The 23,687-nt window shown below is 72.4% G+C and carries 24 protein-coding genes, 2 pseudogenes and 1 riboswitch; of the genes and pseudogenes, 13 read left to right on the top strand and 13 right to left on the bottom strand.

The genetic code is table 11. The annotated features are described in order from the left end of the window. The first annotated feature begins 7 nt into the window (after positions 1–7). Positions 8–742: a lysophospholipid acyltransferase family protein gene (locus AB0D49_RS25015; protein ID WP_362761235.1), complete on the top strand. Its 735-nt coding sequence runs from the start codon at positions 8–10 to the stop codon at positions 740–742. Positions 743–760: 18 nt separating this feature from the next. Here the strand turns inward: AB0D49_RS25015 and AB0D49_RS25010 are convergent, their stop codons facing one another. From AB0D49_RS25010 to AB0D49_RS24975, 8 genes and pseudogenes are all read right to left on the bottom strand, one after another. Beyond that, positions 761–2,374, bottom strand: coding sequence for an alpha/beta hydrolase (locus AB0D49_RS25010; protein ID WP_362761233.1), 1,614 nt, complete (start codon positions 2,372–2,374; stop codon positions 761–763). 896 nt (positions 2,375–3,270) lie between these two features. Further along, entirely contained in the window at positions 3,271–4,023 is a 753-nt protein-coding gene (locus AB0D49_RS25005; protein WP_362761231.1) for an urease accessory protein UreD, read from the bottom strand. Beyond that, positions 4,011–4,691 (bottom strand): urease accessory protein UreG, encoded by a 681-nt coding sequence (gene ureG, locus AB0D49_RS25000; protein ID WP_362761229.1) that lies wholly within the window; start codon positions 4,689–4,691, stop codon positions 4,011–4,013. The genes AB0D49_RS25005 and ureG overlap by 13 nt, the downstream gene beginning before the upstream one ends. A 208-nt stretch (positions 4,692–4,899) precedes the next feature. Beyond that, the gene (locus tag AB0D49_RS24995; protein ID WP_362761227.1) at positions 4,900–5,586 is read right to left on the bottom strand and encodes an urease accessory UreF family protein; all 687 of its coding nucleotides are present in this window, start codon (positions 5,584–5,586) and stop codon (positions 4,900–4,902) included. Between the two features lie 90 nt (positions 5,587–5,676). Further along, positions 5,677–7,398 (bottom strand): urease subunit alpha, encoded by a 1,722-nt coding sequence (locus AB0D49_RS24990; RefSeq protein ID WP_362761225.1) that lies wholly within the window; start codon positions 7,396–7,398, stop codon positions 5,677–5,679. A 247-nt stretch (positions 7,399–7,645) separates the two neighbouring features. Continuing rightward, positions 7,646–7,954: pseudogene (locus tag AB0D49_RS24985) on the bottom strand (urease subunit beta); the annotation flags it as partial. 10 nt (positions 7,955–7,964) lie between these two features. Next, a complete protein-coding gene (locus tag AB0D49_RS24980; protein ID WP_362761223.1) occupies positions 7,965–8,267 on the bottom strand; it encodes an urease subunit gamma in 303 nt (100 codons plus the stop codon). 149 nt (positions 8,268–8,416) lie between these two features. Beyond that, entirely contained in the window at positions 8,417–9,043 is a 627-nt protein-coding gene (locus AB0D49_RS24975; protein ID WP_362761222.1) for a TetR/AcrR family transcriptional regulator, read from the bottom strand. Between the two features lie 143 nt (positions 9,044–9,186). Between AB0D49_RS24975 and AB0D49_RS24970 the strand changes: the two genes are divergently transcribed. Next, positions 9,187–10,224, top strand: coding sequence for an ABC transporter permease (locus AB0D49_RS24970; RefSeq protein WP_362761220.1), 1,038 nt, complete (start codon positions 9,187–9,189; stop codon positions 10,222–10,224). Between the two features lie 118 nt (positions 10,225–10,342). Here AB0D49_RS24970 and AB0D49_RS24965 read toward each other — a convergent pair whose 3' ends face one another. Then, complete coding sequence (locus tag AB0D49_RS24965; protein WP_362761218.1) at positions 10,343–10,642, bottom strand: type II toxin-antitoxin system Phd/YefM family antitoxin; 300 nt, start codon at positions 10,640–10,642, stop codon at positions 10,343–10,345. A gap of 245 nt (positions 10,643–10,887) precedes the next feature. Here AB0D49_RS24965 and AB0D49_RS24960 point away from each other — a divergent pair, with 245 nt between their 5' ends. The 3 genes from AB0D49_RS24960 (at position 10,888) to AB0D49_RS24950 (ending at position 12,848) form a co-directional block, all read left to right on the top strand. Next, positions 10,888–11,511: an ATP-dependent Clp protease proteolytic subunit gene (locus tag AB0D49_RS24960; protein WP_362761217.1), complete on the top strand. Its 624-nt coding sequence runs from the start codon at positions 10,888–10,890 to the stop codon at positions 11,509–11,511. Between the two features lie 7 nt (positions 11,512–11,518). Further along, positions 11,519–11,827: a hypothetical protein gene (locus tag AB0D49_RS24955; RefSeq protein ID WP_362761215.1), complete on the top strand. Its 309-nt coding sequence runs from the start codon at positions 11,519–11,521 to the stop codon at positions 11,825–11,827. 337 nt (positions 11,828–12,164) lie between these two features. Continuing rightward, a riboswitch (cyclic di-AMP (ydaO/yuaA leader) is annotated at positions 12,165–12,371 on the top strand. Between the two features lie 3 nt (positions 12,372–12,374). Continuing rightward, on the top strand, positions 12,375–12,848 hold the full coding sequence (locus AB0D49_RS24950) for a C40 family peptidase (protein ID WP_362761214.1): 474 nt from the start codon (positions 12,375–12,377) through the stop codon (positions 12,846–12,848). 200 nt (positions 12,849–13,048) lie between these two features. Here the strand turns inward: AB0D49_RS24950 and AB0D49_RS24945 are convergent, their stop codons facing one another. Then, positions 13,049–13,507 carry an ATP-binding protein gene (locus AB0D49_RS24945; RefSeq protein ID WP_362761212.1) on the bottom strand — a complete coding sequence of 153 codons (459 nt, stop codon included), beginning with the start codon at positions 13,505–13,507 and terminating at the stop codon, positions 13,049–13,051. A 214-nt stretch (positions 13,508–13,721) separates the two neighbouring features. On the opposite strand from AB0D49_RS24945, the gene AB0D49_RS24940 reads away from it, so the two are divergent. Then, positions 13,722–14,588: a helix-turn-helix transcriptional regulator gene (locus tag AB0D49_RS24940; RefSeq protein ID WP_362761211.1), complete on the top strand. Its 867-nt coding sequence runs from the start codon at positions 13,722–13,724 to the stop codon at positions 14,586–14,588. Between the two features lie 9 nt (positions 14,589–14,597). Next, positions 14,598–14,822: a DUF397 domain-containing protein gene (locus AB0D49_RS24935; RefSeq protein WP_362761209.1), complete on the top strand. Its 225-nt coding sequence runs from the start codon at positions 14,598–14,600 to the stop codon at positions 14,820–14,822. A 501-nt stretch (positions 14,823–15,323) separates the two neighbouring features. Here AB0D49_RS24935 and AB0D49_RS24930 read toward each other — a convergent pair. Beyond that, on the bottom strand, positions 15,324–16,451 hold the full coding sequence (locus tag AB0D49_RS24930; RefSeq protein ID WP_362761207.1) for an 8-amino-7-oxononanoate synthase: 1,128 nt from the start codon (positions 16,449–16,451) through the stop codon (positions 15,324–15,326). Positions 16,452–16,674: 223 nt separating this feature from the next. Here AB0D49_RS24930 and bioB point away from each other — a divergent pair, with 223 nt between their 5' ends. From bioB to AB0D49_RS24910, 4 genes are all read left to right on the top strand, one after another. Beyond that, the gene (gene bioB / locus AB0D49_RS24925) at positions 16,675–17,859 is read left to right on the top strand and encodes a biotin synthase BioB (RefSeq protein ID WP_362761205.1); all 1,185 of its coding nucleotides are present in this window, start codon (positions 16,675–16,677) and stop codon (positions 17,857–17,859) included. Next, positions 17,852–19,132: an adenosylmethionine--8-amino-7-oxononanoate transaminase gene (locus AB0D49_RS24920; RefSeq protein WP_362761203.1), complete on the top strand. Its 1,281-nt coding sequence runs from the start codon at positions 17,852–17,854 to the stop codon at positions 19,130–19,132. The genes bioB and AB0D49_RS24920 overlap by 8 nt, the downstream gene beginning before the upstream one ends. 1 nt (position 19,133) lies before the next feature. Next, positions 19,134–19,862 (top strand): dethiobiotin synthase, encoded by a 729-nt coding sequence (bioD, locus tag AB0D49_RS24915; protein WP_362761201.1) that lies wholly within the window; start codon positions 19,134–19,136, stop codon positions 19,860–19,862. Between the two features lie 317 nt (positions 19,863–20,179). Then, entirely contained in the window at positions 20,180–20,866 is a 687-nt protein-coding gene (locus tag AB0D49_RS24910; protein ID WP_362761199.1) for a class I SAM-dependent methyltransferase, read from the top strand. Between the two features lie 116 nt (positions 20,867–20,982). Here AB0D49_RS24910 and AB0D49_RS24905 read toward each other — a convergent pair whose 3' ends face one another. Both AB0D49_RS24905 and AB0D49_RS24900 read right to left on the bottom strand, forming a co-directional pair. Further along, on the bottom strand, positions 20,983–21,357 hold the full coding sequence (locus AB0D49_RS24905) for a fic family toxin-antitoxin system, toxin component (protein WP_362761198.1): 375 nt from the start codon (positions 21,355–21,357) through the stop codon (positions 20,983–20,985). 4 nt (positions 21,358–21,361) lie between these two features. Further along, entirely contained in the window at positions 21,362–21,577 is a 216-nt protein-coding gene (locus tag AB0D49_RS24900) for an antitoxin (RefSeq protein WP_362761196.1), read from the bottom strand. Positions 21,578–21,887: 310 nt separating this feature from the next. On the opposite strand from AB0D49_RS24900, the pseudogene AB0D49_RS24895 reads away from it, so the two are divergent. Further along, positions 21,888–22,769 (top strand): annotated as a pseudogene (locus AB0D49_RS24895) (LLM class F420-dependent oxidoreductase); the annotation flags it as partial. Between the two features lie 259 nt (positions 22,770–23,028). Next, on the top strand, positions 23,029–23,454 hold the full coding sequence (locus AB0D49_RS24890) for a GNAT family N-acetyltransferase (protein ID WP_362761194.1): 426 nt from the start codon (positions 23,029–23,031) through the stop codon (positions 23,452–23,454). Positions 23,455–23,687 lie beyond the last annotated feature (233 nt).

Genomic DNA, 23,687 nt, shown 5'->3' with positions numbered 1-23,687 from the left:
AGCCGCGGTGTTCTATTACCTGCTCAAGTACGTCCTGCTGGGCCCCTTGCTGAGGGTGGTGTTCCGCCCGCGTATCGAGGGGCTCCAGCATGTCCCGGCGGCGGGAGCGGCGATCGTCGCCGGGAACCATCTCTCGTTCTCCGACCACTTCCTGATGCCGGCGGTCCTCAAGCGCCGGATCACCTTCCTGGCGAAGGCGGAGTACTTCACCGGTCCGGGACTGCGGGGCCGGCTGACCGCCTTTTTCTTCCGCAGCGCCGGGCAGATCCCCGTGGACCGCTCGGGCAAGGACGCCGGACAGGCCGCGATCCGCGAGGGCCTCGGTGTGCTGGCCAAGGGCGAGCTGCTCGGCATCTACCCGGAGGGCACCCGTTCGCACGACGGACGGCTCTACAAGGGCAAGGTCGGTGTGGCGGTGATGGCGCTGAAGGCGGGCGTGCCGGTGGTGCCGTGCGCGATGATCGGCACGTTCGAGGCCCAGCCGCCCGGCAAGGTCGTCCCGAACGTCCACCCCGTCACCATCCGCTTCGGCGAGCCGCTGGACTTCTCCCGCTACGCCGGGATGGAGCACGAGAAGGCGATCCTGCGCGCGATCACCGACGAGATCATGTACGCGATCCTGACCCTGTCGGAGCAGGAGTACGTCGACCGGTACGCGGCCGTGGTGAAGGCGGAGGAGACGGCCGAACGGCGGCCCGTGGAACCGGGCCGCCGTCGTTTCCCGCGACTGCCGCTGAGCTGAGCGCTCCAGCGGCCGGGCCTACGGCTTGGGCACCGCGTGCGGGGTGCAGCTCACGTTCTTGGCGTCCAGCTTCCCGGTCAGCAGGTAGGCCTCGACGCGGTCGTTGACACAGGGGTTGAGCAGATTGGTGACCCCGTGCGAACCGGCGTTCTTCTCGGTGATCAGCCGGGAGCCCTTGAACCGCTTCTGGAGCTCCACCGCGCCCTCGTACGGCGTGGCCGCGTCCCGCTCGGCCTGCACGATGAGGATCGGCGGCAGACCCTTGCCGGTCTTCACATCGACCGGGGTGTTCTGCTTGACCGGCCAGGTGGCGCAGGGCAGGTTCATCCAGGCGTTGGACCAGGTGAGGAACGGATAGTCGCGGTGCAGCCGGGTGTTGTCGCGGTCCCAGGTCCGCCAGTCGGTGGGCCACTTGGCGTCGGCGCACTCGACGGCGGTGTAGACGGCGTTGCCGTTCTCGGTGGCCGCGTTGCCCGCGATGTCCGTCATGTCCGGCGCGGCGGCGTCCACCAGGGCCTGGGTGTCACCGGCGGCGTACCGGCTGAAGACGGTGGCGACCGGCACCCACGAGGAGTCGTAGTAGGGGGCGCTCTGGAAGAAGGAGATCAGCTCGGCCGGGCCGACGACCCCGCCAAGGGGGTTCTTCTTCGCGGTGGCGCGCAGTTCCAGCCACTTGGCCTGGACCTCGGCGCGGGTGTCCCCGAGGTGGAAGGTGGCGTCGTTCCTGGCGACCCAGTCCTGCCAGTCGTTCCAGCGCATCTCGAAGGCCACGTCCTGGTCCAGGTTGGCCTGGTACCAGATCTTCGAGCGGGACGGGTTGACGACGCTGTCGGCCACCATGCGGCGGACGTGCCCCGGGAAGAGCGTGCCGTACACCGCGGCGAGGTAGGTGCCGTAGGAGACGCCGACGAAGTTCAGCTTCTTCTCGCCGAGGGCGGCCCGGATGACGTCCAGGTCGCGGGCGGTGTTCGGGGTGGTCATGTGCGGCAGCATCGCGGCGCTGCGCTCGTAGCAGCCCTCGGCGTACTCGCGGGCCAGCTTGCGCTGGGCGCGCTTGTCGGCCTCGGAGCCGGGCACCGGGTCCATCTTGGGCGCCTTCACGAACTCCTGGGGGTCGACGCAGGAGATGGGCGCGGACTTGCCGACGCCGCGCGGGTCGAAGCCCACGAAGTCGTACGCCTTGGCGGTCTTGGCCCAGATCGGGTTCTGGGTGACGACCCGGCGCGGGAAACGCAGACCGGAGCCGCCGGGGCCGCCGGGGTTGTACAGGAGGGCGCCCTGCCGCTCGTCCTTGGTGCCGGTGCTGCCGATCCGGTCGACGGCTATCTTGAGCTGCTTGCCGTACGGCTTGGTGTAGTCGAGCGGCACCGAGACCCAACCGCACTGGATGGGCTTCTCCAGCCCCCAGTCGGCGGGACAGTCCTTCCAGTCGATGCCGGTCTTCGCGGCGCGGGCGGCGGCGATGGCGGTGCCGACGGCCTCCCGGTCCTTGCCGTGGCGCAGACCGTCGCGGTCCTGTGCCTGCGCGCTGGCCGTCGGGGCGGTCACGGCCCCGGCCAGCAGCGTGGCGACGACCAGCGTCCCGGCCGAACCGAGCGCCACGGTCCGTCTGTTCGCTCTCTTCTCCCTCAAGTGGAGCCTCCCGCACCTCGAATCGAAAACGTACGGGAATCCTTCCGGCTGTGGAGCGGCTGAGAACAGAGCGGGGGAGCCTTCTTTGCCAATCCGATAACCGGATCGTCATGTTCGCTGTACGGGCGACGCCCCAGCCGACGCGGGCGGGTCGCCGACGACCGGTCAGCGGACGACTGGCCAGCCGGGGTCGGGGCAGGCAGGGTCGGGTCGGGCAGGGTCGCGTCGGGCAGGGTCGGCCAGCTCGTCGGCCCGCCACCCGACAGCCGGCCTGGGCCAGCCACCCCGCAGCCGACCAGCCGCCACCCGACCAACCGAGGCCGGCCACCCCGCAGCCGACCAGCCGCCACCCGGCCAACCGAGGCCGGCCACCCGATGGCCGACCAGCCGACGGCCCACCACTCGAGGGCCGACCGGCCGCCACCCGACAGCCCTCCACCCGCAGCCGACCAGCAGATGGCTCGCCGCCCCGCCACCCAACCCATCGAGGCCAGCCACCAGACCGCCCACCACCCGACGGCCCACCACCCGAGGGCCGACCGGCCGCCACCCGACCGCCGACCAACCGACCGCCCACCAACCGAGGCCAGCCACCCGACCGCCGACCAGCCGACGGCCCACCACCCGACCGCCCACCAGCCGCCACCCGACAGCCCTCCACCCGCAGCCGACCAGCAGGTGGCTCGCCACCCGACGGCCAGCCACCCGGCAGCCGGTCAGTCGCCACCCGACCACCCGACAGCCCGCCACCCCACAGCCGGCCGGCCGGGGCCAGATGCCGCACGGCCGATCGGACGATGGCCCGCCCCCGACAGCTTGCCGACCGAGGCCAGCCGCCCCACGGCCGGTCAGTCGCACACGAGCACCGGATGGCCCGCCAGCCGTCCGAGCGCCGGTCACCCGAGGTCGGCCAGGGCCTGGTCCAGCACCGTCCGTAGCCGCAGCGCGTCCGGCGCGACCGCGCCGACCAGCACGGCGGGTCCGGCCAGCGGCAGCACCGCCGCGGTGTCCCCGAGCACCCGCGCGGGCACCGGAGCGCTCGCGAACTCCGGCCGTACGACGATCAGTTGGCCCACCGCCCGATAGCCGCCGAGACCGGCGGGGCCGTCCCAGCCGGGCGGGGCGCCGGGCCCGCAGTCCAGTTCCTGGTCGAGGACGCACCGGCCGCCGACCCGTACGGTAAGACGGCTGACGAGGCGTCCGGGTTGCTCTCCGGCGCGCCCCAGCACCTGTTCCTCGCGCAGCACCAGCCGCCCGGCCGGGCTGACCTCGGCGACCGTGGTGACGTACAGCTCGCTGCCCGCCGCGCTGATCAACTGCTCGGGCAGCCAGCGCAGTTCCGCCCCGGCGGCCACGTCCAGCATGACCCGGTAGCGGGCGTCCCGGGTGCCCTGGCCGGGCAGGGCGAGGGTGGCGGCGGCCGAGCCGACCCGCAGCCGGGCGCCCTCGGCGACCTCGGCGCGGACGGTGAAGCGGTCGCCGCCGAGCGGTCCGCTCATCGCCCCGACCAGGGTGACCCGCGCGCAGTCGGCGTCGCCCCGGGTGCGGCGCAGGGCGAGCGGCCCCTCGCCCGCCAGCACAGGCAGGGCGGTTCCGCCGCGTCCGTCGCGCCGGGCGACGATCCGGGCGGTGGCGGTCACACCCGCCATGCGCCGACCCGTTCCCGCACCCAGGCGGCCACGTCCCCGACGCCGCCCTCGCCGCGCAGGGACTGGAAGACGACGGGCAGTCCGGCGCGCTGTGTCCGCGCGTCGGCGGCCATCCGGGCGAGGTCGGAGCCGACGTACGGGGCGAGGTCGGTCTTGTTGACGACCAGCAGGTCGGCGGTGGTGACACCGGGTCCGCCCTTGCGGGGGATGTCGTCCCCGCCGGCCACGTCGATGACGAAGATCTGCGCGTCCACCAGCCCTTTGGAGAAGGTGGCGGTCAGATTGTCCCCGCCGGACTCGACCAGGATGAGGTCCAGTGGGCCGACCTCGTCCTCCAGGTCCTCCACCGCCTCCAGGTTGGCGGAGATGTCGTCCCGGATCGCGGTGTGCGGACAGGCGCCGGTCTCGACGGCGGTGATCCGCTCGGGCGGCAGCACGGCCTCCCGGAGCAGGAACTCGGCGTCCTCCCGCGTATAGATGTCGTTGGTCACGACGGCGAGGGACAGCTCGGCCCTCAGTTCCCGGCAGAGCGCGGCGACGGTGGCGGTCTTCCCGGACCCCACGGGCCCCCCGAGCCCGATCCGCAGGGCCCGCCGGGTCCCGTCGCCCCGGTGGACATCGGCACCGACGGCACCGGAGTGATCGACGTGGGTGTGATCGAGATGCATCAAGCTCCCTCTTCTTCCGTGACTCGTTGCGGCCGTTTCGGTCCGTCGCCTCCGGCCCGGTCCGGCGGCCGTCTCCAGCCCGTCCGGCGTGTGAGGACGAGGCCCCTTCGGGGCCGAACGGGGGTCCGGGGGCGGCGCCCCCCGGCGGGGCGGAAGGGGCGCGGCCCCTGGGGATGGGACGGGTAGGGGCGGCGGGGGCGAGAAAACCTCACGAGGCGAACAACCGCCCCCCACTCACCGTATGCGCCTCCCCCCCGATCTCCAGCAACGGCGACCCCCCGGCGGGCAACGCGTCGACCCCCTCCCCCGAGACCACCACGGCGCCCCCCGCCTCCACCCCCCGCTCGGCGACCCGATCCACCTCCCCCGCCAACCGCGCCACCACCCCACTCGCCTCGAACGGATCAAGGCTCAGCAACCGCACGGTCGCCGACGCCACCCCACTCACCGCGTCGTACGCCGCACAGTGCGCCGCGTCCCCCGCCCCGAGCCCGGCACCCCGCGCCACCACCCCCAGCACCACCGCCTGATGCGCCCCCTTGGGAAACTCCCGGGCGAGCGCCCCGTACAGCTCCTCACCTCGCGGCCAGACGGCCCGCGCGGCCCGCAGCAACTGCCGTCCCAGCCGCCGCGAGGCACCCCGCAGGGCGGGCGACGGCGTCCGCGCGTCCGCGGCACCGTCCAGCGCCACCGGATCACCCCCGAGCGCCGCCGCCGCGGCCAGCGCCGCACCGACCAGCCCGACGGTGTGCAGCCGCCCCCGGCAGAACTCCTCCAGACTGGCCGCGTCGTACACCCGCCCCGCCCGCACGGCCGCCTCCGCCCCACCGGAGTGCGCGTGCCCGCCGGCCGGGAAACGCCCGTCGGCCAGCAGCAACAGCGTCGACCTGGACATCCGTACCCCTCTCTCCGACACCGCGACGACGTCAGACGTCAGACCCACGGCGTCAGAAGACCTCAGACCTCAGACCTCAGACCCACGGCGTCAGAACAGGAAGTACCGCTGGGCCATCGGCAGTTCGGCCGCCGGCACCGCCTCCACAAGCTCCCCGTCGATCCGCACCGCGAAGCTGTCGGGATCGACCCGCACCTGAGGCCGGGCGTCGTTCTCCCGCATGTCCGCCTTGGTGACCCGGCGCGTCGACTCGATGACGGCGAAGCGCTTCCCGAGCCCCAGCCGCTCCGGCAGCCCGTCCTCGACGGCGAGCGGGGCGACGAAGTTCACCGAGTTCGCGGCGGGCGCCCGCCCGATCGCCCCGTACATCGGCCGGGGCAGCACCGGCTGCGGTGTCGGGATGGAGGCGTTGGCGTCCCCCATCTGCGCGTAGGCGATCTGCCCGCCCTTGATCACGAGCAGCGGCTTGACCCCGAAGAACGCGGGGTCCCAGAGGACCAGGTCGGCGAGCTTGCCGGTCTCCACCGAGCCGATCTCCCGGGCGAGACCTTGGGCGAGCGCGGGGTTGATGGTGTATTTGGCGACATAGCGACGGACCCGGTGGTTGTCGGCGCGTCCGTCGCCGGGCAGGGCGCCGCGCCGCCGCTTCATCACATGCGCGGTCTGCCAGGTGCGCAGGACGACCTCCCCGACCCGGCCCATGGCCTGGGCGTCGGAGGAGATGATCGAGATGGCGCCGAGGTCGTGCAGGATGTCCTCCGCGCCGATGGTGGACGGGCGGATACGGGACTCGGCGAAGGCGAGGTCCTCGGGGACGGCCGGGTTGAGATGGTGGCAGACCATCAGCATGTCGAGGTGTTCCTCGGCGGTGTTGACGGTGAACGGCCGGGTCGGATTGGTCGAGCTGGGCAGCACGTGCGGCTCGGAGACCACGGTCATGATGTCGGGCGCGTGCCCGCCCCCCGCGCCCTCGGTGTGGTACGCGTGGATACCGCGTCCGCCGATCGCGGCGAGGGTGTCCTGGACGAACCCGGCCTCGTTCAGGGTGTCCGTGTGGATGGCGATCTGGACGCCGGTGCGGTCGGCGACGGTCAGCGAGGCGTCGATGACGGCCGGGGTGGAGCCCCAGTCCTCGTGCAGCTTCAGCCCGAGCGCGCCGCCCCGGATCTGGGAGAGCATCGCCTCGTGGGAGACGGTGTTGCCCTTGCCGAGCAGCCCGATGTTGAGCGGATACGCCTCCATCGCCGCCAGCATCCGGGCGAGGTGCCAGGGTCCCGGGGTGACGGTCGTCGCCTTGGAGCCCTCGGCGGGGCCGGTGCCGCCGCCGACCAGGGTGGTGATCCCGGCGGACAGCGCCTCGTCGGCGATCTGCGGGCAGATGAAGTGGACATGGGCGTCGATGCCGCCGGCCGTGAGGATACGTCCGTTGCCCGCGATGATCTCGGTCTCGGGGCCGATCACCAGGTCGGGGTGGACACCGTCCATGGTGTCGGGGTTGCCCGCCTTGCCGATGCCGGTGATCCGGCCGTCACGGATACCGAGGTCGGCCTTGACGACCCCCCAGTGGTCGACGATCACGGCCCCGGTGATCACGGTGTCCGGAGTGCCGTCGGCCCGCGTGGCGCGGGACTGCCCCATGGACTCGCGGACGACCTTGCCGCCCCCGAACACCGCCTCGTCCCCGGCGCGTCCGGGACCGCCGGCCCGGTCCTCCTCGATCTCGATCAGCAGATCGGTGTCGGCCAGCCGGATCCGGTCACCGGTGGTCGGACCGAACAGATCGGCGTACTTGGCCCGCGAGATCTCAGTCATCGAGGCCCCCCACGCTCCCGGTCCCACCGGCCACCGTCCCGCCGACCGCAGTCCCACCGGCCACGGTCCCACCAGCCGCCGCCCCACCGGCCACGGTCCCACCAGCGGCGGTCCCACCGACCGCCGTCCCACCAGCCACGGTCCCACCAGCGGCCGTCCCACCGACCGCCGTCCCACCAGCCGCCGTCCCACCAGCCGCCGTCCCATCCACAGCGGTGTCCGGGGCGACACCGGTGTCCGGGCGAGCCGCGTCCAGCGGACCCCCCGTCTCCCCGCGCAGCCCCGGCACGATCCGGGCCCCGGCCAGCGGTACGAGGGTCACCTCGACCGGGATGCCGGGCTCGAAGCGGACGGCGGTGCCCGCGGGAACGTCGAGACGGGTGCCGTACGCGGCGGCCCGGTCGAACTCCAGCCCGGGGTTGGCCTCGGCGAAGTGGTAGTGGGAGCCGACCTGGACGGGCCGGTCGGCGAGGTTGCGCACGGTCAGCCGGGTGGTGGGCCGCCCCTCGTTGCAGACGACCGGGTCCTCGGCGAAGAGGATCTCTCCGGGGATCATCGCCGCCCCCTCAGACGATCGGGTCATGGACGGTGACGAGCTTGGTGCCGTCCGGGAAGGTGGCCTCGACCTGCACCTCGTGGATCATCTCCGGCACCCCGTCCATCACATCGTCCCGGGTGAGCACCGTCCGCCCGGACGCCATGAGTTCGGCGACGGTCCGGCCGTCCCGGGCGCCTTCGAGCAGATGGGAGGTGAGGAGGGCGACCGCCTCCGGATGGTTGAGCCGCAGTCCACGGGCCCGGCGCCGCTCGGCCACGTCGGCGGCCACATGGATCAGCAGCCTCTCCTGCTCGTGCGGGGTCAGTTGCATGTCGCACCTCACATCCTCGCTCCGGGCCGTTCGGGGTCCGGTGGCCGTGGCCACCCAGGAAACACCAGGTGGCGTGCAGGGAGGCTAATTGCGGTGCGTTTCGGCCGCGTTAACCGTCATACGATCCGGCGGCGGGCGGAGCCGGGCGCTCAGCCCTCCTTCCCGGTGGGCCGGATGGTCATGAGGGCCCGCAGCCCGTCACTGAGCATCTCCTCGCACACCCCGCCGAACATGGCGTGCTGGGCGGCGAAGCCCTGGACGAGGGCGAGCAGCGTACGGGCCATGGCCTCCACGTCGGCGTCCTCGGGCATCAGCCCGGCCGCCTGGTAGTGGGCCCCGATGGTCGCCCAGGCGGCGCGGATACGGGCCACACCGGGTTCGACGATCGCCGCGAGTTCGTCGTCGCGCAGGGTCTCGGTCCACACCTGGATCATCAGCCGGGGGAAGATCCACTCGCCGTTCACGGTGTCCGGGCGCAGCCGCTGCATCCGGGTCACGATCCGCGGGATCAGCACGTCCGGGGTGGGCGGCGGCTGCTCCGCCGCCGCCTCCTCGTACAGATCGAGAGCGTCTTCGAGGACTTCGCCGACGATGGCCCCGATCAGTTCGTGCTTGCCGGTGAAGTAGCGGTAGACGGCACCGGCGGAGAGCCCGGTCTCCTTCAGCACGTCCTGCATGGACGTGGCGTGGAAGCCGCCCCGCGCGAAACAGCGCGCGGCCCCGTCGAGGATCTGGCGGCGGCGGGCGTCGAGGTGTTCCTGGGATACACGTGCCATGGCGCCAACGTAAAACGAACGTTCCTTCTTGACAAGCCCGACCCAGGGCGCGCACGGTGGTGTCATCAAAAACGAACGATCCTTCTTTTTACGACCCGCCCGGTGCCGCCGACCGGCCCGGCGCCCGTCCAAGGGATGTCCGCATGTCCTCCACCACCACCCACCCACCGCAGCACCAGCACCCGCACCAGCACCCGCACCCGCACCGCCACCTCCTCGCGGCCGTCGTGCTCGTCCCGGTGATCGCCGCGCTGGCGCTCGTGGCCTTCGCCTGGCCCGCCGCCCGGATCGCGCCCCGCGAGCTGCCCGTGGGAGTGGCCGGACCCGCCGCCGCCACCGCCCCGCTGGAACAGCGGCTGTCGGCCGAGGAGGGCGCGTTCGAGATCCACCGGTACGCCGACGCGTCCGCCGCACGCCAGGCGGTCGAGGACCGTACGGTCTACGGGGCGTTCGTGGTCACGCCCGCGGGACCTGAGCTGCTGATCGCGTCGGCGGGCGGCCCGGCGGTCGCCCAGTTGCTCCAGCAGGCGGCGACCCAGCTGACGGCGGCCGACGGCACGCCGGTGACCACCGTCGACGTGGTTCCGGCGCCCGCCGCCGACCCGCGCGGGTCGGCACTCGCCGCCAGCGTGCTGCCGATGGCCCTGGCGGGTATGGCGGCGGGCGCGGTGATCACCCTCCTCGGGCTGCGCGGCGCGTACGCGGTGGCCGCGCTGGTCGGCTCGGCGGCGCTGGTCGGTGTCGTCGCGACCGCCGTGGCGCACAGCTGGCTGGAGGTGCTCACCGGGAACTGGTGGGCCGAGGCCGGCGTGCTGGGGCTGTCCGTGCTCGCGGTGAGCGCCGCCGTCGCCGGGCTGTCCGCGCTGGTCGGCCGGGCCGGAATGGGAGTGGCCGCGGCGGTGATGATGCTGCTCGGCAACCCCTTCTCCGGCGCGGGTTCCGCCCCGGAACTGCTGCCCGAGCCCGCCGGGACCATCGGGCAGTGGCTGCCGCCGGGCGCCGGGACCTCGCTGCTGCGCTCGGTGGCGTACTTCGACGGCGCGGGCGCGGTCGGCCCCGCCCTGACCCTCACCTGGTGGGCGGTACTCGGTCTGGGCGCCGTCGCCCTGGGCACCGCGCTGAAGTCACGGGCCGCGAGGGAGGAGCGTCCGGCCGAACGCGAACCGGCACTGACCGGCTGACGGGCTGACGGGCTGACGGGCTGACGGGCTGACGGTCCCGGACACCGCACAGGGCACGGTTCCCGCAAGGGACCCGTGCCCTTCTCGTTCCACTTCTTCGCGGCTCCCCCCGGGCCCGCTACACCGGATTCGGCCCCCGGTGCTCGGCGACGATGCCGAAGCGCCGGTGCTCGGGCGCCGCGGCGGGGGCGACCTCGCGCACGGCCGCCACGGAGCCGATGACCTGCTCCCCGGCGCCCCCGGCGGTCCCCTCGACCTCGTCGAGCGCCTCCAGTCGCGCCAGGTCGGCGGCGGACACCAGGGCGACCAGCGGCTTGCCGTGCCGGGTCACCACCACGCGCTCACCGCCGTAGACCACCTGGTTGATCAGTTCCGCCAGCTCGGCCCGTGCTCGGGTCACCGGAATCTCATAGGCCATGCCCCCAGCTTACGGAGCGGAGCCGGGAGGCGAGAGGCGGAGGCGAGGCGCCCCGGGCCGGGACGAGGGCCGGGACGAGGGCCGGGACGAGGGCCGGGACGAGGGCCGGGACGAGGGCCGGGACAAAGGAACGTACGTCCTGTACATTTTTTACAGAGACGGCGGCGCGCCGAGCACGCACGCCGTCCCCCAGGGCCGCCCTACCCCACCCGTCGACCACCGCATCTCCCGAGGAGGCGTTCGTCATGGACCGCCCGTCCGCCCGACATGTCCTGCCCGAGTTCACCGAGCGCACCGGCTACGGGCACCGGACCCTCGATCCCTACGGGAAGCTGCTGGAGGAGCGGATCGTCTTCCTGGGCACGCCCGTGGACGACATCGCGGCCAATGACGTGATGGCCCAGTTCATGCATCTGGAGTACCAGGACCCGGACCGGGACATCTCGCTCTACATCAACTCCCCCGGCGGCTCGTTCAGCGCGATGTCCGCGATCTACGACACGATCCACTTCGTGCGCTGCGACGTGGAGACGATCTGTCTGGGGCAGGCCGGCGCGATGGCGGCGGTGCTGCTGGCGGCCGGGACGCCCGGGAAGCGGCTGACCCTGCCGGGCGCGCGGATCGTGGTCCACCAGCCGTCGCTGCCCGAGCCGATCGAGGGCCAGACCAGCGATCTGGCGATCCAGGCGGCGGAGCTGTCCCGGGTCCGCGACCGCCTGGAGGAGATGCTCGTACGCCACACCGGGCGCGCCCGTCACCTGGTGAGCGCCGACATCGAGCGGGACAAGGTGCTCACCGCGCCGCAGGCGCTGGAGTACGGCCTGGTCGACCGGGTCGTCGGCAGCCGCAAGGCGACGGGCGGGAGGTGAGCCGGGGATGCTGCCGCCCGAGATCCCGCCGCTGCCCGCGCTGACCCGCGCGGAGGGCGAGCTGATCGACCGTTATCTGGAGGCGGCCGATCTGCTGGGCCGGATCAATCCGGCCCGGCACGGCGACACCTATGGGGCGCTGCGGGCCGCGCAGGCGCTGGTCGCCAAGGCGGTGCTGCTGCGGGACGCGCTCGCGCTGATGCACCACCGGGGCGAGTCGGAACTGTCGGCGGCGACCCTCGCGCGGGCGCTGCGCGTGCTGGACGGCGAGCGCCGTACCGCGCGGGTCTGTCTGCCCCCGCGCTCCGACGGCTGAGGCGCCGGGCGTCCGGGGCGGCACACCGGACGCCTACTCGGAATGCCTGACTCCGGTGTCAAACGGACCAAATGGATTACGTCCGTTCGGCGTATCGGATGGTCATTTTGCCGACCCGGCACGCTTGCCCAACGCGCCCCCAGGACGGTGTTTGGAACGGCTCCGCCGCTGGTCCGGGGCGTGGGCGCCGACTGACACGCGTCGCCTTCCCTGGATGTCCACCCGAACGGGTGAGTGGTGAGTAACGCCACAAATACTCGGTTCCGTTGGGATTTTCGGACACGCGTAGGTGAAGATCCCTGACTGACGACAAGACCCCGCCACCGCGGCGGGGCGGTCCGGGCGGACGCCGAATCCTGCCGCCGCCCGGATGCCCGGTCGACAGGAGTGGATCGGCAGGAGTGGAGGACCCAGGTACGACGGGTCGCCGGAGCGCAGTTCGGCTTCGAGCGGTCCTTGGGGTGAAGCCGCCTTCGGGCGGCCGGGCAACTTCGCCAGCCCGAATCCGACAGGTCATCCTTCACAGGCGGCTGACGAAGGGTTGCGCATGACCGCGCTCAATCGTGTCCCGTCCCTGATGGCCCGTGCCGGTACGGCATCGGCACTGACGCTCGCCGCGGTGGGCGGCAGCGTGGTGGTCCCGGGCCTCGCCCCGGAGGCTTCGGCCGCCACACACGCGACCAAGGCACTCCAGGTGGCCGCCTCCAAGAAGGGAGCGCCCTACAAGTGGGGGGCGACCGGACCCAGTCGGTTCGACTGCTCGGGGCTTACGCTCTACGCCTTCAAGAAGGCCGGCAAGAAGCTGCCGCGTACGGCCGCCCAGCAGTACAACAAGACGAAGCACATCTCCGCCGGTAGCCGCAAGTCCGGTGACCTGGTGTTCTTCCACTCCGGTTCGAACATCTACCACGTAGGGATCTACGCCGGTAAGGGCAAGATCTGGCACTCGCCGAAGTCCGGTGACGTGGTGCGGCTCCAGAAGATCTGGACCAAGAGTGTCTGGTACGGGCGCGTGAAGTGACCATGAAATGACCGTGTAGCGACGGTGACGGTCCGAGGTGGCCCCTGCGGGGCGGTGACGGCGTGTCTGACGCCCTGTCACCGCCGGGGCCGCCTCCGGCCGGTCGGGGCCACCGCGGGGCCGTCTGCGGCCGTTGTGGCGGCTCGCTCCGCGGAAACGTTTCCTGCGGGGGGCGGGAAACTGGATGCGGAGGGTACGCGTCATGGCTCCTGCTGCCCCGCCGTGGTCACCGGGCGGGCCGGGGCCGACCAGGGAAGCTCGATCGAGACCGTCTTGCCGCCTTCGGGTGTGGCCCGGACTCTCAGCTTCCCGCCGCACTCGGCGGCCAGCCAGCGGATGATGACCAGCCCGCGCCCGTTGTCCTGCTGCACCGCGGCCGGAAGCCGCTTGGGGAACCGCGGATGACTGTCCGTCACCCCGATCCGCAACTGCTCGTCACGCGCCAGTTCCAGGTCCACCGTGAAGGTGGGCGACTGTCCGAACGTGTGCTGTACGGCGTTGGTGGCCAGTTCCGAGACGATGAGCCGGACGCTGTCCGCGAGGTCCGTGTCCGCCGGCAGACCCCATTCGACGAGGGTGTCGACCGCGTAGCCGCGGGCCGCGGAGACCGAGGCGGCATCGCTCGGCAGAGTGACGGACGCTTCCAGATGATCTGCCATGGCGAGGTCGTCCCTTTCCCACGGGACCGCGGTCCGACACGGAGGCGGAAGGTTCGAGTACGGTCCCGGACTGGTGCTACATCGCCCAGCCTGCCACTAGTGCGCCGGTCCAGGTGGCGATCCACCAAGATATGCATATATCTGTCGCTCAATGCGGTGAACTCTGCGACGGCAGAGCGTATTTGGGCGGCCCGGAAGGAGTAAGGAGTAGCCCATGCAGCACGGTCCCGTGGTGCGCCGCCGGAAGCTGGGCGCGGAATTGCGCGCGCTGCGCACCCGTGCGGGGCTCACCAGTGGTGAGGCGGCCGGTCTGGTCGGCTGGCACCAGTCGAAGGTCAGCCGGATCGAGACCGGTGCGAGCGGGGTGAAACCGGCCGATGTCCGGTTACTGCTGGACGCGTACGGCGTCGAGGACCCCGATCTGCGGGAGCTGCTGCTGGTGCTGGCCGGCTCGGAGGAGGGCGGACGGCACCACTGGTGGCACGCCTACCGCGGGGTGCTGCCGCCGACGTACCGGGACTTCATCAGCCTGGAGTCGCAGGCCACCGCCATGCGCACGCTGGAGACCTCGGTGATTCCGGGGCTGCTCCAGACCCGGGAGTACGCCCGCGCGGTGACCCGGGCGGCCGTCGAGGGACTGGAGGACGAGCGGCTGGACACGCTGGTGGAGGTGCGGCTGGCCCGGCAGGACGTGCTGCGGGCGCATCCGCCGCTGGAGCTGAGCGCGGTGCTGGACGAGGCGGTGCTGCGGCGGGAGGTGGGCGGACCCGCGGTGATGGCCCGTCAGCTGTCACGACTGGCGGAGGCGGCGCGGCTGCCGCAAGTACGGCTCCAGGTGCTGCCGTTCTCCGCCGGTGCGCATATCGGGGTGACGGGTCCTTTCGTTATCTTCTCGTTTTCGCGCACTTCCGATCTGGATGTGGTTGTTCTGGACCACATGACGAGTAGCCTCCATCTGGAACGGAAAGAAGACCTAGTGGCCTACAGCGAGTCGTTCCGTACCCTTCAGCACCACGCGCTTTCACCCGCGGACTCGCTGGATTTCATCGCCGGGATAAGTGACGGCTCATATGGCGCATAGGGAGGCACCATGACCGCACTGCCTCGACACGTCCCCTCCACCGACCGACTGCACGGAGTGCGGTGGCTGCGCAGCAGCTACAGCACCGGCGCGAACAACTGCGTCGAGACGGCCCGACCGCCCCGCGGCCCCTGGGCCGGACTGCTCGCCGTGCGCGACTCCAAGGACCCGTCCGGGCCCGCGCTGCTCTTCTCCACGGAGAGCTGGGCGGGATTCACGGCGGCGCTCCGCTGATCCGGAGATCTCCGCCGAAGATCTCCGCCGGTCACTGATCACGTCCGGTCCGGAGTATCACATCCGATGCGGAGGTCACGTCCATTTCGCAGATCACGTCCATTTCGCAGATGTCGTCCGATGCATGGATCACTTCTGAGGCATGGGCCACTGCCCGTATCACCGACCGTTGCCCGAATCACCGACCGTTGCCCGAATCACCGATCAATGCCCGACTCACCGGCCGTTGCCCGACTCACCAATGAATGCCCGATTCACGGATCACTGTCGATTCACGGGTCGTGACCGATGCGTGCGTCAGCATCGATTCGTGTATCAGCACCGATTCTCGGGATCATCCTTGGTTCTCGGATCATCGTTGATTCTCGGATCATCGTGATTCGCGTGGGCACTACTGATGGGCGTGGCACCGCTGACTACTGATGTACAGCGCGTCCCGAACGATCCGTTTCAATCCGGTCCGGTTCTCGCACGGGTGGTGCACGGCCGTGGTTCGCCGACTCATGGTCGCGTCTCGCCGATGATCCGGACGGCGTGTTCCAGCTGTTCCCCGGAGAGGTCCGCGCGGGCCGTCAGCCGCAGCCGCGAGATCCCGTCGGGCACGGACGGCGGGCGGAAGCAGCCCACGGCCAGCCCGGCCCCGCGGCAGTCCGCGGCCCACCGCACGGCCCCCTCCGGGGACGGTGCCCGCACCGAGACCACCGCCGCGTCCGGACGGACGGCCGTGAGGCCCCGCTCCGTCAGCCGGGCGTGGAGTTCCGCCGCCACGGCCCGCGCGCGGGCGGCCCGTCCGGGTTCCCCGACCAGCAGCCGCAGCGCCGCGAGCGCGCCGCCCGCCGCGGCCGGGGCGAGTCCGGTGTCGAAGATGAAGGTGCGGGCCGCGTTGACCAGATGGTCGATCACGGCGGCCGGTCCGAGGACCACTCCGCCCTGGCTGCCCAGCGACTTGGACAGGGTGGCCGTCACCACCACGTCCGGTGCGCCGGCGAGCCCCGCCGCGGCTGCCGCGCCCCGGCCGCCCTCGCCCAGCACCCCCAGCCCATGGGCGTCGTCCACCACGAGCCCCGCCCCGCGCTCCCGGCACGCCGCGGCCAGCTCCTTGAGGGGCGCCGCGTCGCCGTCGACCGAGAACACCGTGTCGGAGACGACGACGGCCGGTCCGTCATGGGTGCGCAGTGCCTTGCGGACCGCCTCGGGGTCGGTGTGCGGGACGACCTGGGTGGTGCCGCGCGCCAGCCGGCAGCCGTCGATGAGGGAGGCGTGGTTCCCGGCGTCGGAGACGATCAGCGTGCCGTGCGGGGCCAGCGTGGTCACGGCGGCGAGATTGGCCGCGTATCCGGAGGACAGCACGAGCGCGGCCTCGAAGCCGCAGTGGGCGGCCAGTTCGCGTTCCAGCTCGGCGTGGAGTTCGGTGCTGCCGGTGACCAGCCGGGAGCCGGTCGCGCCCGCGCCCCAGGTCCGGGCCGCCGCGGCGGCCCCCTCGGTGACCTCGGGGTGCCGGGCCAGCCCCAGGTAGTCGTTGCTCGCCAGGTCCAGCAGCGGCGAGTCGGCGGGACGCGGTCGCAGGGTCCGTACGAGTCCGGCGCGGCGGCGCGTGCGTGCCTGCTCGTCGATCCAGCCGAACGCCATGGCTCCTCCGGGGTGTGCGGGCTGCGTAGGGATCAGCCGGTGGTGATGTCTGGATCAGCCGGCGGTGACGTCGGGATCGGCTCGCGGTGATTTTGTAGGCAGTGAACAGACCCTAGCCGCACCTCCAGCCCCGCACTGTGTGGCGATACCCACACGTCCGGCGCGCCCCTTTGTACGAACTCTCCTTGGCCCCGGGCGGCTCCTTAGGACAGGATCGGCTCTCATGGACCTGCTGAACACGCTGGTGGACAAGGGGCTTCGGCGCGAGCTGCCGACCCGCGAGGAGGCCCTCGCCGTTCTCGCCACTTCCGACGACGACGTGCTCGACGTGGTGGCCGCGGCCGGGAAGGTGCGCCGCCACTGGTTCGGCCGGCGGGTGAAACTGAACTATCTCGTCAACCTCAAGTCCGGGCTCTGCCCCGAGGACTGCTCCTACTGCTCCCAGCGGCTCGGCTCCACGACCGGCATCCTCAAGTACACCTGGCTGAAGCCGGACGAGGCGACGGCCGCCGCCACCGCCGGTCTCGCGGGCGGCGCCAAGCGGGTCTGTCTGGTGGCGAGCGGACGCGGGCCCACCGACCGGGACGTCGACCGGGTCTCGCGGACCATCAAGGCCATCAAGGACGAGCACCAGGACATCGAGGTGTGCGCCTGTCTCGGACTGCTCTCCGACGGCCAGGCCGAACGGCTGCGCGAGGCGGGCGCCGACGCCTACAACCACAACCTCAACACGTCCGAGGCGACCTACGCGGACATCACGACCACCCACACCTACGCCGACCGGGTGGACACCGTGCGCAAGGCGCACGCGGCCGGGCTGTCGGCGTGCTCGGGGCTGATCGCGGGCATGGGCGAGCCGGACGAGGAACTCGTCGACGTGGTCTTCTCGCTGCGCGCCCTGGACCCCGACTCGGTGCCGGTGAACTTCCTGATCCCGGTCGAGGGCACCCCGCTGGGCACCGACTGGCATCTGACGCCGCAGCACTGTCTGCGCATCCTCGCGATGGTGCGGTTCGTCTGCCCGGACGCCGAGGTGCGGATCGCGGGCGGGCGCGAGGTCCATCTGCGCACCCTCCAGCCGCTCGCGCTGCATCTGGCCAACTCGATCTTCCTGGGCGACTACCTCACCACCGAGGGCCAGGCGGGCAAGGCCGACCTGGAGATGATCGCCGACGCCGGATTCGAGGTGGAGGGCGCGGACGAGGTGACCCTTCCGGAGCACCGGGCGGCGCCGGGCGGGGACATGTGCGGCTCCTCCGAGGAGGCCGGGTGCGGGGGACATGGGGGCGGCGGCTGCGGGTCGGCGGCTGAGGCGCCTGTGGGGCAGGCGGCGCCCGGTGAGGTCCGTACGGACCTGGTCGCGGTGCGGCGGCGTGGCGCGGGAACGGATCTCGCCCCCAATGCCTGAGCCCGGCGTGTCCGAGCTGCTGGAGCTGGACCGGCGACATGTGTGGCATCCCTACGGGCCGATGCCGGGCCTGGTGGAGCCGCTGGTGGTGGAGTCGGCGAGCGGGGTGCGGCTGCGGCTGGCGGACGGTTCGGGCGAGCTGGTCGACGGCATGTCCTCGTGGTGGTCGGCGATCCACGGCTACCGGCACCCGGTGCTCGACGAGGCGGTGCGTGGGCAGCTGGACCGGATGAGCCATGTGATGTTCGGCGGGCTCACCCACGAGCCCGCCGTACGGCTCGCGAAGCTGCTGGTCGATATCGCGCCGGACGGTCTGGAGCATGTGTTCCTGGCCGACTCCGGATCGGTGTCGGTGGAGGTCGCGGTGAAGATGTGCCTCCAGTACTGGCGCTCGCTGGGCCGCCCGGCGAAGCAGCGGCTGCTGACCTGGCGCGGCGGCTACCACGGCGACACCTGGAACCCGATGTCGGTGTGCGACCCCGAGGGCGGGATGCACGAGCTGTGGAGCGGGGTGCTGCCGCGCCAGGTGTTCGCGGACGCCCCGCCCACCGAGTACGACGAGACGTACGCCGACCAGCTGCGCGAGACCGTCGCCCGGCACGCCGCCGAGGTGGCCGCGGTGATCGTGGAGCCGGTGGTGCAGGGCGCGGGCGGGATGCGGTTCCACTCCCCCGGCTATCTCCGGGTGCTGCGCGAGGCGTGCGACGCGCACGACGTGCTGCTGGTGTTCGACGAGATCGCCACCGGGTTCGGCCGTACGGGCGCGCTGTTCGCGGCGGAGCACGCGGCCGTGACACCGGATGTGATGTGCCTGGGCAAGGCGCTGACCGGCGGCTACCTGACGCTGGCGGCGACGCTCTGCACCGCGCGGGTGGCGGCCGGGATCTCCCGGGGCGAGGTGCCGGTACTGGCGCACGGGCCGACGTTCATGGGCAATCCGCTGGCGGCGGCGGTCGCCCGCGCCTCGGTCGAACTGCTGCTCGCCCAGGACTGGCGGGCGGAGGTCGAGCGGATCGAGACGGGGCTCCGCGCGGCACTGGCCCCGGCGGCGGAGCTGCCCGGGGTACGGGACGTCCGGGTCCTCGGGGCGATCGGGGTGGTCCAGCTCGACCGGCCGGTGGACATGCGCCGGGCGACGGCGGCGGCCGTACGGGAGGGCGTCTGGCTGCGCCCGTTCCGGGATCTGGTCTACACGATGCCGCCGTATGTCACGGACGACATGGATGTGGCACGGATCGGCCGCGCGGTGTGCGCGGCGGCACGGGAGGGCTGAGATGGCGGTACTGGTGATCACCGGGACCGGTACGGAGATCGGCAAGACGGTCGCGACCGCGGCCATCGCCGCCACCGCGCGGGCCGCGGGCCGCTCGGTGGCGGTCCTGAAGGCCGCGCAGACGGGCCTGCGACCGGACGAGACCGGGGACGCGGACGAGGTGCGACGGCTCGCGGGGGACGTGACGGCGGCCGAACTCGCCCGCTATCCGGAACCGCTGGCGCCCGCGACGGCCGCGCGCCGGGCCGGTCGGGCGCCCGTGCACCCGGCCGACATCGCGGAGGCCGCCGCCAAGCTGGCCACGGAGCACGATCTGGTGCTGGTCGAGGGGGCGGGCGGGCTGCTGGTCCGGTTCGACCCGGCGGGCGGCACGCTGGCCGACGCCGCCGGGCTGCTGGACGCGCCGGTGGTGATCGTGGCCGCCGCGGGCCTCGGCACGCTCAACACCACCGAGCTGACGGCGCGTGAGCTGCGGGGGCGGGGGCTGGCGCCGCTGGGGGTCGTCATCGGCAGCTGGCCGGACGCGCCCGATCTGGCCGCGCGCTGCAATCTGGCGGACCTGCCGGACGTGGCGGGCGCCCCCTTGCTGGGCGCGCTCCCGGCGGGGTCCGGGGCGCTCCCGCCGGACGCGTTCCGCGCGAAGGCGCCGCATTGGGTGGCGCCCCGGCTGGACGGCACGTGGGACGGGGAGGCGTTCCGGGTGCGGGAGGGGCCGGGGCGGCGGGGGTAGGCGGCCGGAGGTAGGCGGCCGGAGGTAGGCGGCCGGAGGTAGGCGGCCGGAGGTAGGCGGCCGGAGGTAGGCGGCCGGAGGTAGGCGGCTTCGAGGAGTACAGGGCTCTGAGGGCCAGGGGGCTTCGAGGGGCGGAGGGCTCGAGGGGCGCCGGGCTCTGAGAGGCAGGGGGCTCTGAGAGGCAGGCGCTGGGGGCGTGTTCCGGCCGGGGCATATGCCGGTTGGCCGATGTCCACCCGTCGGTGCGGAGTGGGGCGCGTGCGGCGCGGGGTCGCGCGGGGACAATCGGCGTAACGTCCGCCGGTGAAGGAGGTCCCATGGCGCCACGGTCCCCGAAGACCTGCGGCGACGCCGTGCACCATCCGGTGTTCGCCCGCTACTACGCCCGGCTCAGCGTCAGCGCCGAGACCCGGATGGGCCTGGCCGGGGTGCGTGACCGGCTGCTCGCCGGGCTGTCCGGGCGGGTCCTGGAGGTCGGCGCGGGCAACGGGCTCAACTTCGGCCACTATCCGCACACGGTCTCCGAGGTCGTCGCCGTCGAACCGGAGCGGGTGCTGCGGCGACTCGCCGTGGACGCCGCGCTGCGCGCCACCGTGCCGGTCGACGTGGTGCCGGGCGTGGCGGAGGCGCTGCCGGTCAAGAGCGAGGGCTTCGACGCCGTGGTGCTGTCGCTGGTCCTGTGCAGCGTGCGGGATGTGCAGCGGTCGCTGCGCGAGGTACGCCGGGTGCTGCGGCCGGGCGGTGAGGTGCGGTTCTTCGAGCACGGCAGGGGCGGGGGCTCGCTCATGCGGTCCGTGCAGCGGGCCCTGGACGGCACACTGTGGCCGCGCCTCAACGGCGGCTGTCATCTGTCCCGCGACCCGGTGGAGGCCCTGCGTGGGGCGGGGTTCGACCTGGGCCCCTACCGGCGGGTCCTGATGCCGGAGAAGGGACCCGTGCTCCCTGCGTCGTTCTGCTCCCTGGGCATGGCGTGGCGACCGCTGTCCGACACGCGGGTGGGGTGACGAGGCACCAGGGTGACCGGCCGGGGCCGGGTCCTTTGGGACCGGGTCCATCGGGGCCGGGTCCGTTGAGGTCGTCCCCGGAGACCAGGGCGTGTCCAAGGGACCCGGCCGTCGTGTCACGCGCTCCAGCGGCGCAGCTCCCGCGCGATGTCCTGTACGCCCGCCGCACCGTCCTTGACCAGACGGGCCAGGTCGCGCACCTGCTCGGGCGAGGTGGCGACCTTGACGCCGCTGGCGACGAGATAGGCGTAGGCGACGGCACAGGCGAACAGGGCGTTGTTGCGCTCCAGCGCGGGCACGTGCAGCAGCAACTGGAGCAGGGCGGCGGCACGGTCGTACGGCGTGTCGTAGACGGGGACGTCGAATATCTCGGCCTGATGGCGGGCGACCGCGGCGACGAGGGCGCCCCAGTCGGTGACCTGGGGGTCCCCCGGTGTCTTCTGTTCGGCGAGCATCAGCAGCCAGGCGAGATCGATCCTGAGGTCGTTCAACGGCTCAGCGGCGCCCGTCGAACTCTTCGGTGAACACGGACTCGTACTGCTTCATGAAGTCGGCGGCGGCCTCCACGAAGGTCTGGCCGACCTCCCCGGTGTCCTGTCTGACCAGCTCCTCGATGTAGCGGTTCACGCTCATCCCGCGGGCCAGGGCACGTTCCCGGGCGGCACGGGCGGTGTCCTCGTCCACCCGGACATTCAGCTGGGTCTTCGCCATGGGTCGACGCTAGCGCCGATGTGCTAGCGGCGGCAAGGGCGGACGGGTCAGGCAGCCGGGCGCCGGGCTCCACCCGGGGGTGGAGCGCAGGTCGGAACTTCGGAGGGATACCGGGTGTGCCGGGGCTCACATAGGCTCCGGGGCGGCAAGGGCTCTGCGATTCCCGCTGCAAGTCCCTTCCCCGCAAGGAGAGTTCATGTCGCGTCCCGGTCGTGATCCCCGTCCCGATCCCCTAGCCCGCCCCCTCCCCCATCCCCTCTCTGATCCCCGTCCCGATGCCTCCACCGGCTCACCGCCCGGTCGGCAGCACCGGCCCTTCCGTTTCGGTGTCAATCTGATGCGTCCGGCGCCCGCCGCCGAGTGGCAGGACACCTGCCGCCGCGCCGAGGCACTCGGGTACGACGTGCTCCTCGTCCCCGACCACCTCGGTATGCCCGCCCCCTTCCCGGCGCTGGTCGCGGCGGCGCAGGCGACGACCCGTCCGCGGGTCGGCACCTTCGTGCTGAACACCGGTTTCTGGAATCCGGCGCTGCTGGCCCGCGAGGTGGCCACCACGGACGCGCTCACGGGCGGTCGGCTGGAGCTGGGCCTGGGCACCGGATACATACAGGCGGAGCACGACTCGGCCGGGCTGCCGTTCGGCTCCCCGGGCGAGCGGGTGGACCACCTGCGCGGCACCATCGAGGAGCTGACCAAGCTGCTGGGCTCCGAGGAGCACGCCCCCGCGCCGGTGCAGCGCCCCCGGCCGCCGCTGCTGATCGGCGCCAACGGCGACCGGATGCTGCGGCTGACCGCCGAGCACGCGGACATCGCGGCGTTCACCGCCGCCCGGCCGAATCCGGGCAGCACCACGGGCGAGCTGCTGCCCCTGACCCCGGAGGAGCTGGACGAGCGGGTCGCCCGGTTCGGGGAGCTGACGAAGGACCGCGCGGCACCGGCCGAGCTGAATCTGCTGGTCCAGCTGGTCGCCGTCACCGACGATCCCGAGCGGGCCCTCGCCCCGCTGCTGGAGCGCCGCCCGGACATCACGCTGGAAGCGGCGCTGGCGATGCCGACCCTGCTGCTGGGCACGGTGGAGCAGCTCGTGAAGGGGGTCCGGGGACTGCGGGAACGGTACGGGTTCTCGTATCTGACCGTGCTGGAGCCGTCGATGGAGGCGTTCGGAGCGGTGATCGCGGAGCTGCGCCGGGAACCGGGCGCGGAGCCGGGACCGGCCGGTACGGAGCCGGGACCGGCAGGCAGGGGGTTCGGACCGGCCGGCACGGAGTCCGGACCCGTGGACCCGCGACCCGGACCGGCGGACCCGGAAGCCAGACCAGCAGACCCGGCCCCCGGACCGGCAGACCCGGCCCCCGGACCGGCGGACCCGGAGCCTGGCAGAGCGTGACCGCCGTGTCCGGATACCGGAAACCGGTTAGGCACCACCCGGATCGCGTGCTGTGATCACCGCCATGAACGAAGTGCACATACGGCCCGCCGGTCCCGCCGATCTCGACGCGGTGCTGGCCTTCTGGAAGACCGCCGCCGAGGGGACCAGCATCAGTGACGACCGGTCGGGGGTGGAGCGGCTGATCGGCCGTGACCCCGAGTCACTGGTGCTGGCCGAGACCGGCGGCGAGCTGGTGGGCACGGTGATCGCCGGTTTCGACGGCTGGCGGTGCCATCTGTACCGGCTGGCGGTGCACCCGGAGCACCGGCGCCAGGGCATCGGATCGGCACTGCTGGCCGCCGCCGAGGAGCGGTTCACGGCACTGGGGGGCCGCCGCGGGGACGCGATGGTGCTGACCGACAATGAGCGAGCCCATCATGCGTGGCGGGCTGCGGGGTACGCGCCGCAGGAGGCGTGGCGGCGCTGGGTGAAGTCGCTCACATCCTGACCCCTTTGCCCCTCCTTTACGATTGAGGCACACTTCGGTTTCCCCATGACGCCCTGAGGCCCTGTCGCCGCGGCGCTGTCGTGGCCGAACCCCGGAGCTCGACTTCAGCACTTCAAGAAAGGTGTGAGCGTCCACCGTGGACGAACCTCCCAGTAGCCGGTACGCCGGCTGCCGTCCTTCCCGACATCGCGCGAACCTCCTGGCCCTGTCCGATCCTGGGACGGAGGTGAACC

Origin of the sequence: Streptomyces sp. NPDC048290 (assembly GCF_040652095.1) — a bacterium.
GTDB lineage: Bacteria > Actinomycetota > Actinomycetes > Streptomycetales > Streptomycetaceae > Streptomyces.
This window is presented reverse-complemented; position numbering and strand designations above follow the sequence as displayed.